9 protein-coding genes are annotated in these 11,524 nt (G+C 74.4%); 6 read left to right on the forward strand and 3 right to left on the reverse strand.

Annotation, left to right across the window (positions count from 1 at the left end):
- Positions 1–52: 52 nt before the first annotated feature.
- Positions 53–904: an SDR family oxidoreductase gene (locus C3488_RS37610; RefSeq protein ID WP_103845343.1), complete on the reverse strand. Its 852-nt coding sequence runs from the start codon at positions 902–904 to the stop codon at positions 53–55.
- 371 nt (positions 905–1,275) lie between these two features.
- Between C3488_RS37610 and C3488_RS37615 the strand changes: the two genes are divergently transcribed.
- Entirely contained in the window at positions 1,276–2,340 is a 1,065-nt protein-coding gene (locus C3488_RS37615) for a galactosyldiacylglycerol synthase (protein WP_103845344.1), read from the forward strand.
- A 117-nt stretch (positions 2,341–2,457) separates the two neighbouring features.
- Here the strand turns inward: C3488_RS37615 and C3488_RS37620 are convergent, their stop codons facing one another.
- Both C3488_RS37620 and C3488_RS37625 read right to left on the reverse strand, forming a co-directional pair.
- A complete protein-coding gene (locus C3488_RS37620) occupies positions 2,458–2,904 on the reverse strand; it encodes an SPW repeat protein (RefSeq protein ID WP_103845345.1) in 447 nt (148 codons plus the stop codon).
- 234 nt (positions 2,905–3,138) lie between these two features.
- Positions 3,139–3,945: an SGNH/GDSL hydrolase family protein gene (locus C3488_RS37625; RefSeq protein ID WP_103845346.1), complete on the reverse strand. Its 807-nt coding sequence runs from the start codon at positions 3,943–3,945 to the stop codon at positions 3,139–3,141.
- 552 nt (positions 3,946–4,497) lie between these two features.
- On the opposite strand from C3488_RS37625, the gene C3488_RS37630 reads away from it, so the two are divergent.
- From C3488_RS37630 to C3488_RS37650, 5 genes are all read left to right on the forward strand, one after another.
- Positions 4,498–4,857, forward strand: coding sequence for an STAS domain-containing protein (locus C3488_RS37630; protein WP_103845347.1), 360 nt, complete (start codon positions 4,498–4,500; stop codon positions 4,855–4,857).
- Positions 4,854–5,825 carry a sensor histidine kinase gene (locus C3488_RS37635; protein WP_103845348.1) on the forward strand — a complete coding sequence of 324 codons (972 nt, stop codon included), beginning with the start codon at positions 4,854–4,856 and terminating at the stop codon, positions 5,823–5,825. Before C3488_RS37630 ends, C3488_RS37635 begins: the two co-directional genes overlap by 4 nt.
- A 195-nt stretch (positions 5,826–6,020) precedes the next feature.
- Positions 6,021–6,884, forward strand: coding sequence for a LysR family transcriptional regulator (locus C3488_RS37640; protein WP_103845349.1), 864 nt, complete (start codon positions 6,021–6,023; stop codon positions 6,882–6,884).
- A gap of 159 nt (positions 6,885–7,043) precedes the next feature.
- On the forward strand, positions 7,044–7,505 hold the full coding sequence (locus C3488_RS42215) for a hypothetical protein (protein WP_258053894.1): 462 nt from the start codon (positions 7,044–7,046) through the stop codon (positions 7,503–7,505).
- Between the two features lie 9 nt (positions 7,506–7,514).
- Positions 7,515–11,524: HAD-IC family P-type ATPase (locus C3488_RS37650; RefSeq protein WP_103845351.1), on the forward strand; the 4,010-nt coding region annotated here is incomplete at its 3' end.

The following is an 11,524-nucleotide window of genomic DNA, read 5'->3' on the forward strand; positions in this document are numbered from 1 at the left end:
GGACAGCGCCGTGAGCAGCGCGAGTACGACGGTGAGAGCGCTCACCCGCCACTCATCCGAACGTGGCGGCGAGCCGCCGGTACAGGCCGGGTGCCGCACCACGGATCCGGGCGGGCAGCCGAAGCCAGCGAGGCACGTACACCTCGTCCCGGCCCCTGCTCACCGCACACCAGACGGCGTCCGCCACCCGCTCGGGCGGCACCAGTTTCGGCCTGGACCTGCGATAGGGCGCACCCCGGCGCTCGAAGAAGGGGGTGTCCACCACACCGGGGACCACGAGGCTGACCCGCACCCCGGTACCGCGCAGTTCGTAGCGCAGGGCGTCGGCGAACGCAGCAAGCGCCGCCTTTGCCGCGGAGTAGACGGCCTCTCCGCGCACTCCGACCGCGCCCGCCAGCGATCCGACGATCACCACACGCCCTGAGCCCGCTTGGACCATATGGGGGACGAGCTGCCGCACCAGATGCAGTGTGGCGAGCAGGTCGACGTCGATCACCTCGTCGATGGCGCGTGGCGGCATGCTGCTGAACTCGCCGGCCCAGCCGATCCCGGCGCACGCCACGAGCAGATCCACGCGGCCCATCCGCTGCAGGGCGAACTCGGCCAGCTGCCGGCCGGCTCCGGGACGGGTGAGATCCGCGGGGTAGCCGGTGGCCGCAGCCCGGTCGGCGACCTGCGCGAGACGGGTCGCGTCCCGCCCGTTCAGCACCAGACGCCAGCCGCCCTCAGCGGCCAGCCGCCGCGCGACGGCGGCCCCGATGCCGGAGGATGCGCCGGTCACCAGTGCCGTGGCCGGGTGGGACGTCCGGTCACCGGTGGGCCGGGGCGCGGCGCCCGCGGGGTGGGACGGAGCGTCCGCGGAGAGGGCGGGGTCTGATCGAGGAGGGGAGGGAGCATGGGACATGGCGGCGACCTCGGCTCGGCTGCGACGGCGAACACCGGACGGACGGGTGGCGACGGCGGTTGGTCGGGTGCTCCTGGCTTCGAGCACTCCTGCGCTGAGAGGGTTGAAGCGGACGAAGCGGACGGTGAGTATCCCGCTCGCCGCGCCCCGAAACCCGCAACACAGGCGCGTTTGGAAAGTGCGGCTCGGGACAATCAGTACCAGTGCGTGCATTTTCCCCCGTGCCTCGACGGCGAGCGACGCGAACGGCCATGAACTCGGCCCGCCGCCCGGCGGCCGGAGTAGCCCGTTCGGCGGGACCGGCCCCCGCCCCAGCGGTCCAGCCGCCGTCCCCTGACGGCTCCCGGCGGATCCTGATCGTGAGCGCGAGCATGGGCGCCGGACACGACACGGTCGCCCGTGAACTCGCCCGTCGCGCACGGGAGCGCGGCCACGAGGCGGACGTCGTCGACGTCCTCGCCCTCCTGCCGTACGGCCTGGGCGCGGGTCTGCGCCGCTTCTACCAGTCCTCGGTCAGGCACTTCCCCTGGGTGTACGCCTTCCTCTACCGCACGTTCCTGCGTCGGGGTCCCGGCCGCCGCCCGAGCGGTGTCCCGCTGGCCCGCCTCGCGGGCAGCCGCCTGACCGACCTCGTGGAGGGCACGGGCGCGGATGTCGTCCTGCCCGTTTTCCACCTGGCGGCGCAACTGACCGGCCACCTCCGGTCCCGGGGCCGGCTGCGGGTGCCGAGCGCCGTCTTCGTGATCGACTTCGCGGTGCACCGGCAGTGGCTCCATCCGGGCAACGACCACTACTTCTGCCTCACCGACGAGGCCGCCGACGAGGTACGGGAGGACATCGCCATCCCCGCCGAGACCACCGGACCGGCCGTGGCTCCAGAGTTCCTCGCCCCGGCCCAGGCCGCCACGCAGTGGTCCCGCCGCCTCGCCCGGTCTGCTCCCGGGCGGGCCCCGGTGATCCTCTCCGCGGGTGCCTGGGGAGCGGGCTCACGTCTCTCCGCCACCGCCGGCCTGCTGGCCGCGCACCACTTTCTCCCGGTCGTGCTGTGCGGCCGCAACGAGGTGCTCCGCAGGCACCTCGCCGAGATCCCGGGCGTTCTCGCGCTCGGCTGGGTCGCCGACATGCCCGACCTGATGCGCGCGGCCGGTGCCCTGGTGGACAACGCCGCGGGTCAGACCGCCGTACAGGCTCTCGCCGCGGGTCTGCCGGTGGTGGGATACCGCCCCCTGCCGGGCCACGGTGAGGAAGGCGTCCACCGGATGGCCGCGCTCGGTCTGACCGAGGTGGCCACGACGGAGTCCGAGCTGCTCGACGCGCTGAACCGCCTCACGACCCCCGGTCCCGACCGGGACCGCCGCGTCGCCCACGCCCGCACACTGTTCCGCGCGGACGTCCTGACGCGGGTGATGGAGCTCCGGGACGCCTCGACCGTCTGACGCGTCCCGGCGGGCGGCCGAGCCGAGCGTCGGGCGCCGAGGCACCCCGAAACGTGCCGGTGCGCGCGAGTCACGTACACCGGCACGCTCACCACGGGCTGTGCCGTACCGCGGTCCTCACTGAGGAGCGCGGCGGGCGACGCCGATGGTCAGGCCCATGGCTGCCAGGCCCAGCGCAGCCGTCACCGCACCCACCGCGACGTTGTTCGCGATGATGCCGGCCCCCGCGCTGTGCGTGGCGGTGACCACCCAGGGCGAGATGATGAGCCACACACCGAGCGGGGCGACCACCCACGCAAGGCGGAACATGCGCTCGGGCACCAGGGTCATACCGAGCCCGATCAGGCCGACGGTGATGCCGACGATCAGGTTGTTGACGGTGATGAAGGGCGCACCGGAAAAGTGCACGACCCAGGGCGATATCGCGGCGTAGACACCCGCCAGGAGGATCATCCCTTCAAGGGCGATCGCCCCGCCGCTGGCCGCCGTGCGCTCGAGCCGTTCCCGCATCTCCGCTATCTCGGGATGCGTGCCCATTCCACCGGATTGCTGCGGATACGACATCGCTGTGCCTCTCGATGAGGATTGATTTTTTACTTACATACAGAGTTCCCCCATTCAGGTGCATTCACCCAGTTTTGGGTCATTCGTGGTGGCGACGTCTCCATGCGCCGCCCTCCGTGTGGCGGCCGGACCGGGAACGCCGGTCGCCGCGACGCGTTCGCGGGTCGCGCAGCGGCGCGGGCGACAGCGGCGCTCCGGGCCGTCGCCCGGCGTACGGCGGCACCCGACCGAGGTTCAGGCGGTGCGGCTCAGGGCGGGCAGGTACGCCTGGGACTGTCCCTGTTCGGTGGGGTGGTACGACTCGGTCGGGGCGAGCCAGTTGACGCTGTGGAGCCATGGTGCGGCGGAACAGATCTCGTGGCCGGTGAAGGCGCCGGTGACATCGACGTAGGTGAACCCGTGGTGCGTGGCCCGTTCGTCGATGACCTTGTCGAGGCGGTCGACAGCACCGTTGAGCGCGGAACGGGTCGTGTCCGCCAACCCCGCCTTGCAGCTGCCGTTGAGCTGGTACAGGTGCGGGTAGCCGAGGACGACGACATGGGCGTGCGGGGCTTTGGCCCGGATGGCGGAGTAGAGGCGGTCGAGGTCGCCGGGGAGGGCGCCGTCGATGCGGCCGAGCGCTTCCTCGACGGCGTCCAGGCAGGTCCCCGAGCCGTGCAGCACACAGGTCGTCATCACATGGCCGAAGCCGGCGTCACTGCCGCCGACGGTGATGGTGACCAGCCCGGTGCGGGCGTTGAGCGACCCCAGCTGGCGGCTCAGCACGTCGAGGGCGCGGGCGCCGTTGCAGGCGGTGAAGTCGAAGCTGGACGGCGCGTGGGCCGCGGCCCACAACGCGGGGAACGAGTGGCTGCTGCGCAGACAGTCGGTGCTCGAGGTGAGATAGCTGCCGGCACCGACACCGGCGGAATAGGAGTCGCCGAGGGCGACGTACCCGGTGGCGTACCCCCGAGGCGCGGCGTGTGCCGTGGGAGTTGCGGTGAGGGTGCAGACGGCGGTGAGAAGTGAGCACAGACGGGCGGCGATACGCGAGGGTCTCATGCATTCCGCTTACCACCGCCCACCGGGCCCTGCTGCGGCGCCGTCGGCGACGCTCGTACCGGTTGAGAGGCGGTCGCACCCGTGCTCGTGGAGCTCGGTCGCACGGCACAGGCCGCGTACCGCGCTGAAGCCCGCGGCGGTGCGCGGTCTCCCGGCCACGGACGGCACCCGATCGGCCGTCGCTGGACCGGCGGCGTTTGTGTGCCGCGCCCGGGGAACTCGAAAGATCTGTCCGGTCTCCATCTCGCTCACAGCCCAGGGGAGTACTCGGTATGTGGCCCGTGACCAAAGGCCTGCCGGCCGGGGCGGTCGGCTCGGTCGCCTACCGCGCACTCTTCTGACCGGCGCCCGCCATCGGCCGCCACGCGGCGGCGACCGCCGCTCTCGGTGCCCCGGCGGACGACGTGCGCGGCACGACGGCCGGGTGATGACAAGCGCCGCCGTGACCGCTGCGGCCATGCCGTGAACCCGCCCACGGAACACCGCCGCATGGCCCCGCTCGGCCGTAGGCCATACTGGCTGGGTTCCGGAGCAGCCGCACGAGGTGGAGAGATGGACACACCACAAGGCACGCGGCAGGCGGCCACCGAGCCTCTGCCTACGGCCGTGTTGGAGAGCGGCCCGCTGCGGGACCGGGCCGGAATGCGGGCGGTGGGTGAAATCAGCCTGGCGACGCAGCCGGTGTGGGAGCGTCTGCTGGAGGAACTCGTGGACGGGGACGAGCCGGTGTGCCATCTGGAGCTGTCCGCGGTCACCTTCATCGATGTCCGCGGCGCAGCCTCGCTCGCGGCGGCGGCCCGAACTCTGGGGGAAGGGCGGCGCATCGTGCTGTGGCAGCCACCGGCGAGTCTGCGGCGGACGCTGGAGTTGTTCTGGCCCGAGCTGTCGGTGATCGAGGTGGCGCAGTCATGACGGGGACGAAGGTGGACGACCGGTTCTGGCACCCCGCCCTGTTCTACTCCGACCACGACGACTACCTGGCCGGCACCGTGTCGTTCGTGCAGGAAGGGCTGGCCGCCGGGGAGCCGGTGGCAGTGGCCGTGCCGGGCGACAATCTGCGTCTGCTGCGGGCGGCTCTCGGCGAACAGGGCGAGGCCGTGCAGTTCCTGGACATGACCGAGGCCGGGCGCAACCCGGGGCGGATCATCCCCCGGGTGCTGCGCGGCTTCGCGGACGCCCACACCACGGGCCGGGTACGGATCATCGGGGAGCCCATCTGGGCCGGACGCACCGCGACCGAGTACCCCGCGTGTGTGCAGCACGAGGCCCTGATCAACGCGGCCTTCCAGGGCCGGGCCGTGAGCATCCTGTGCCCGTACGACATCTCCCGGCTGGATCCCGCGGTGCTCGCGGACGCGCACGCCACCCACCCGACGGTCATCGAGCGCGGCCAGGAGCGCCCCAGCGGAGCCTACGCGCCCGAGCAGGTCGTCAGCCGGTACAACCAGCCCCTGCCTCCCGCACCGTCCGACGCCGCCCAGTTCCCCTTCGACGCCGCCGCACTGCCCGGCGCCCGCCGCTTCGCCACCGAGCAGGCGGCGCGGCTGGGCCTGGCGAAGGACCGGACGGCGGACCTGGAGCTGGCGGTGGCCGAGCTGACCACGAACAGCGTGGTGCACGGCGGCGGCCGGGGCACCCTGCGCCTGTGGGCGGAGGGGCGGCAGCTGGTGTGCGAGGTCAACGACGCCGGCGTGCACACCGATCCGCTGGCCGGGCGCATCCCTCCGCCCGGCGCCCGGCCCGGCGGCCGGGGCCTGCTGCTGGTGAACGTCCTCGCCGACCTGGTCCGGCTGCACACCGGTCCGGCCGGCACGACCACCCGCATCTACCTCGCCACCGAGAAGCACGCCCCCGAGGCTCACCGAGCGTCCGGCACCTGACGCCGAGTCGACACCGCTGCGGCGCGGGGGAGAAGCCGTACCGGCGTCCGGCCGCGGCCCGGGCGGCAGCCGCTCGACGGCCGATGCGGTGCCCGGCGTGATGGTGACCCGCGCTGCGCGGCGCCTGATATGACGGTCATCCACGAGGGCATGAGCGAACGAGGTGACCGAACGCGGTGACCGGAGGAGGCGACCATGGATCTTCGGCAGATGGAGGTCGTTGTCGCGGTCGCCGAAGAAGGCGGGTTCAGCGCGGCGGCACGGCGGTTGCACGTGGTGCAGTCCGCGGTGTCCACCACGGTGCAGTCCCTGGAACGCGAGCTGGGCACACCGCTGTTCCACCGCACCACCCACCGGGTGTCGCTGACCCCCGCGGGAGAGGCCTTCCTGCCGGCCGCGCGGGCCACCCTGCAGGCCGCCCAACAGGCCCGTACGGCCGTCGATCCGTTCAAGGACGCACTGCGCGGCGAGATCACCGTCGGTGTGATGCAGGGCCTGTTCACCGGTCTTGCCCAGGCACTGGCCGACTTCCACCGCGAGTACCCCGCCGTGACGCTCAGGCTGCGCCAGGCCCCGGTCGGCGACATCCCGCAGACGCTGCGCGACGGCAGCGTGGACCTGGCCGTCGTCGCCCTCGACACACCCCAACTGCGGGGACTCACAGCCCGGCTGCTGGCCCAGGAGGACATGGTGCTGGTGACAGGCCCCCCCACCGGTGCCCCGCCGCCCCGGCGGCCGGTGACGCTGGCCGAAGCGGCCCGGCTGCCGCTGGTGGACTTCCCCCCGGGCTGGGCGATCCGGCACGAGGTCGACAAGGCCTTCCGGTCTGCCTCGCTCGAACGCCCCACCGCCTTCGAGGTGAACGACGTGCTGGCGGCGACCGACCTGGTCCGGCACGGCCTGGGCGTGTGCATCATGCCCCCGTCCCTCGCCTCCCGATTCCCCGATCTGCCGGTACGCCCGTTCGCCGGACAGGCACCGCAGTGGACGGTGAGAGTGGTCCACCCGCAGGGACAGACGCCGCCCGCCGTCGCCGCGCTGCTGCGGCACATCACCTGACCCGTCGCCGCGCTTCTGCTCAACGACCCCTCGCCGGGCTGCTGCTCACCCGACCCGTCGCCGCGCACATCGCACATGACCAAGACCTGGGGATGGCCGGCGTCGACGCGGGAACCCGGGGCCCGCAAGAAGGCGATGTCACCACGGATGAGGTGAGTCATGGCAGAGCAGAAGTCGTCGTCCCCGCCGATGCCACTGAGGGCCGTTGCCCGGCCGGTGCGCGACGCGGCCTCGGTCCTGGGCCGGCTTCCCGGCGCCCAGATGGTGGGCAGGGCGGCCGAGGGAACACTCGAGAAGGTCGGCGCCGTGTCGCCGCGGGGGCGGCGCCTCGCGGTCTACGCCGGGGCCGGAGTGCTGGGCGCCGTGGGCGTGGTCGAGTGGCCCCTCGCACTCACCGGCGCGGCGGTGGCCTGGCTCACGCAGTCCCGGCCGCAGGCATCCGGGCAGGCCCCGGCCCAGGTGTCCGAGAGCGAGGCGACAGCCTCCGCCGCGCCCCGGCCAAGGGCGTCCCGGGCGAAGAAGCCCCCGGCCTCGGCACCCGGGCCCGCGCGCTCGAAGAAGCCTTCGGCGTCCTCCGGGCGGGATGGCTCCGGCACGCGCCGCGCGCGTACCGCCGGCTGAGGGGGCGTCATGGCTCTTGCGCTGCTGACGAGGCCTGCCACCACTGCTGGACGTATCGTGCCGGCGGCGGTCCACCTGTTCGAACGGTCGGCTCCGACCGCCGTGGGCGCGTCCGCGGGAGCCGTGGCCCGGACGGCGCGGGCGGGGGTGCGGAGCGCGGACGCCGCGGTCCGTGTCGCCCGTGTCGTCCGTCACGCGCTGCCGGGCCGCCCCCGCCCGTGGCGGTCCGGCACGCGGGCGCATCTCGCGCTGCGGCAGACGGTTCCGGGGGAGGAGCGGCGGGCGGACGGAATCGCAACGCGGGCGCGCCGGGTGGCCGCGGCGCTGGCGGAACACCCCGACGTGGCCTTCGCGTACTGGGACGGTGGATTGGCCCGCCTGGTGGTGGCCGCGACCGAGGAAGCGGTCACCGACCGTGTGGTGGAGGACGCGACCGGCCTCGCGGAACGCCACGGGCTGGTCCGGGCGGACGACCTGCCGGAGGAGTTCCCGCATCCGGCCGGGCCCGCAGGGGTACGGGCCGCCGCGACCGCGCTGGCGGCCGACGTGGCAGGCACCGCGGCCGCCGTGATCGGGTCGGCTCTGCGCCTGCCGCCGTCGCCGCGCCTGGTGACCGCGGCCGTGACCCTGCTGCGGGAGAACCCGCGCTTTCGCGGCCTGTTGCGCGCCCGTCTCGGCCGCACCGGCATGGATCTGGCGCTGGCCTGGGCGAACGCGGCCGCACACGGCGCCGGCCAGACACCCACGTCCCTGGTGCTCGACGGAGCGCTGCGGTCGTGCCAGTTGGCGGAGACGGTCGCGCGCGCCGCCGCCTTCGACGCGGTCCACGACGAGGTGTGCACACCGGAGCGGGCCGGCGTGCCCGCCGACGAGGTTCCGCGCCCGCCGCTGCGCACGACCCCGGCCGAGGAGTACGCCTCCCGCGCCTCCACCGGCAGCCTGGTCGGAGCGGCGGTGACGCTGCTCGTCAAGCGCAACCTCAACGAGGCCGCCGAGGCGGTGCTGGCGGGCTCGCCGAAGGCCGCGCGCTACGGACCCGCCGCCTTCCAGGCCGTCCTGAGCGGCGCGCTGTCACGGGAAGGGGTGCTGGTGCGCGATCCGCAGCGGCTGCGGCAACTCGAGACGGCCGGCACGGTCGTGCTGCACCCGAGCGCGCTGCGCACCGAGAGCGGCGCGGCGGACCCCTGGGCCGAGGCGGTACTGGACGCCGCGCGCCGGGCCGGGCTGCGGGTCGTGGTCGTGGACGACCCCGCGCTGGAGGAGTTCACCGGCCTCGCCGACCAGGTCGTGGACGCGCGGCGTCCCCTGGACGACGTGGTGCACGGGCTGCGCGGCGACTCCGGCGGCGTCGTCACCGTGGCCCGGCTCGGCTCGGCCGACGAACGCACCGTGCTGGCCGGGCTGCTCGCCGGCGACGTCGCCGTCGCCCTCACGGACGGGGACGCCGCCGTCGTATGGGGAGCGGACGTCCTGGCCGTGCACGGTCTCGCCGACGTGTGGCGGCTGCTGATCGCGGTCCCCGCGGCCCGCGCCGTCGGGCGCCGCGCGCAGACCCTGGCCCGCTCCGGTGCCGCGCTCTCCGGTCTGCTGGTGGCCGTGGGCGAGTCCAAGGGCGGCCGGGGGCGGCGCGGTCTGCTGCCCGGCCTGCGGCACGTTCCGGTCGACGTGAGCGCGGCGACGGCCCTGGTGTCCGGGGCGCGGGCGGCGCTGGGCGTCGCGGCGGCCCGCGCCCCGCACCCCCGCCCGCGCGTGCCCTGGCACGAGCTGCCGCCCCAGGAGGCCCAGGCCCGGCTGGCAACCGAACGGGCCCGCGAACCGGACCCGGTCGACCTGGCCACGGCCCGGCTGCGCAAGGCGACACGCACCGCCGGACGGTTGCCCACCCTGGCCCCGGCGCGCTGGACGGTCCAACTCGCCCGGGCGGTGCGCGGCGAACTCGACGATCCGCTCACGCCGGTCCTGGCGGTCGGCTCCGCCGCCTCCGCCATCCTCGGCTCCGTCGTCGACGCGGCGCTCGTCGTCGGCGCGCTCGACCTCAACGCGCTGGTCGGCGGCATCCAGCGGCTGCGGGCCGAACGGGCGCTGTCCGGCCTGCTCGCCGAGCAGAAGCAGAAGGCGCGCGTGGCACCCGCGCACAAGGACCCGGCGGAACCCGCGCGGACGGTGGACGCCGCCCGGCTCAGGCCCGGCGACGTGATCCAGCTCAAGGCGGACGACGTCGTACCCGCCGATGCCCGCCTGCTGTGGCAGGACGGCCTGGAGGTCGACGAGTCGGCGCTGACCGGGGAGTCCCTGCCCGTCGTGAAGCAGGTCGATCCGACCCCGGGCGCCCCTGTCGCCGACCGCAGTTGCATGGTCTTCGAGGGCACCACCGTGGTGGCGGGACACGCACGGGCCGTCGTGGTGCAGACCGGTGAGAGCACCGAGGCGGCCCGCGCCGTGACGCTCGCCGCGCGCACCCCGCCCTCCGCCGGGGTGCAGGCCAGGCTGCAGGAACTCACCCGCAAGGCACTCCCGCTCACCCTGGGCGGCGGAGCGGCGGTGACCGGACTGGCGTTGCTGCGCGGCACGCCCGTCCGGGAGGCGGTGAGCGGCGGCGTGGCCGTCGCCGTGGCCGCCGTACCCGAGGGTCTGCCCCTGGTGGCCACGGTCGCGCAGCTCGCCGCCGCCCGGCGGCTCGGCCACCGCGGTGTCCTGGTGCGCACCCCGCGCACGCTGGAGGCCCTGGGCCGCATGGACACCGTCTGCTTCGACAAGACCGGCACCCTCACGCAGAACCGGCTGCGCCTGACCCGTGTCGCCGACACCGGCGGCACGGTCCACCGGGTGGCGGAGGCGGCGGTCGCGTGCATCGTCCGGGACGCCGCGCGTGCCTGCCCTCGACTGAACGGCGGCTCCGAGCGGCCGGTGCACGCGACCGACGCGGCCGTCCTGGACGCGGCCGGGGCCGATCCGCGGTGGGAGCAGGCCGAGGGCCTGCCGTTCGAGGCGGCCCGCGGGTACGCCGCGGCGGTCGGCCGCGACGCGGACGGCCCGCGCACGCTCGTGGTCAAGGGAGCCCCGGAGACCGTCCTGCCCGCCTGCTCCGCACTGCCGGACCACGCGTCCGCCACGGCCCGCACGCTCGCCGCCGAGGGCCTGCGTGTCCTGGCGGTCGCACGGCGCACCCTGGACGAGCACGAGAAGGAGGCCGACGTCATCGAACGACCGCTGGACCGGCTGGAGTTCGCCGGTCTGCTGGCGCTCTCCGACGCGCCGCGCGAGACGTCCACGGCCCTGGTCCGCGGTCTGCGGGACGCCGGCGTACGGCCGGTCATGCTGACCGGTGACCATCCGCAGACCGCCCGGGCGATCGCGACCGAACTGGGCTGGCCCGAGGACACCGTCGTGGTCACCGGGGACGAACTGGCGTCCGCGGACCGGTCGGTGAGGGTCCGGATGCTGGCCGGCGCGGGCGTCGTGGCCCGGGTGGCGCCGGAGCAGAAGCTCCAGGTCGTCGAGGCCCTGCGGGACGCCGGCCGGGTGGTCGGGATGGTGGGCGACGGCGCCAACGACGCCGCGGCGATCCGTGCCGCCGACGTCGGCGTGGGGATCAGCGCCCGGGGATCGGCCGCCGCCCGCAACGCCGCCGACCTGGTGCTCACCGACGACGATCTCACCGTCCTGGTCGAGGCGGTCCGCGAGGGCCGCGCCCTGTGGCGCAGCGTCGCCGACGCCGTCGCCATCCTGATCGGCGGGAACGCGGGCGAGATCGGCTTCGGCGCCATCGGCACCCTGCTGTCGGGGACCGCACCGCTGAGTACGCGTCAGATGCTGCTGGTGAACCTGTTCACGGACCTGTTCCCGGCCATGGCGGTGGCGGTGACGCCGCAGCGGCAGGAGCCCACGGCGGGGGAGCGGGACGGGGAGCAGGACGGGGAGGAGGGCGTCGCATCCGTGGACGGGGTGCCACGGGTACTCGGGGCGCCCCTGATCCGGCAGATCCGCCATCGCGCGCTGACCACGTGCCTGGGTGCGGT

Source organism: Streptomyces sp. Ru72 (genome assembly GCF_002920635.1).
In the GTDB taxonomy this organism is placed as follows: Bacteria; Actinomycetota; Actinomycetes; order Streptomycetales; family Streptomycetaceae; genus Streptomyces.

What these genes read in the sequence shown, in the direction of transcription:
- C3488_RS37630 (WP_103845347.1), top strand. Translation starts at nt 4,498, where the DNA reads ATGGACACACCACAAGGCACGCGGCAGGCGGCCACCGAGCCTCTGCCT.
- C3488_RS37635 (WP_103845348.1), top strand. Translation starts at nt 4,854, where the DNA reads ATGACGGGGACGAAGGTGGACGACCGGTTCTGGCACCCCGCCCTGTTC.
- C3488_RS37640 (WP_103845349.1), top strand. Translation starts at nt 6,021, where the DNA reads ATGGATCTTCGGCAGATGGAGGTCGTTGTCGCGGTCGCCGAAGAAGGC.
- C3488_RS37610 (WP_103845343.1), bottom strand. Translation starts at nt 904, where the DNA reads ATGTCCCATGCTCCCTCCCCTCCTCGATCAGACCCCGCCCTCTCCGCG.
- C3488_RS37620 (WP_103845345.1), bottom strand. Translation starts at nt 2,904, where the DNA reads ATGTCGTATCCGCAGCAATCCGGTGGAATGGGCACGCATCCCGAGATA.
- C3488_RS37615 (WP_103845344.1), top strand. Translation starts at nt 1,276, where the DNA reads ATGGGCGCCGGACACGACACGGTCGCCCGTGAACTCGCCCGTCGCGCA.
- C3488_RS42215 (WP_258053894.1), top strand. Translation starts at nt 7,044, where the DNA reads ATGGCAGAGCAGAAGTCGTCGTCCCCGCCGATGCCACTGAGGGCCGTT.
- C3488_RS37625 (WP_103845346.1), bottom strand. Translation starts at nt 3,945, where the DNA reads ATGAGACCCTCGCGTATCGCCGCCCGTCTGTGCTCACTTCTCACCGCC.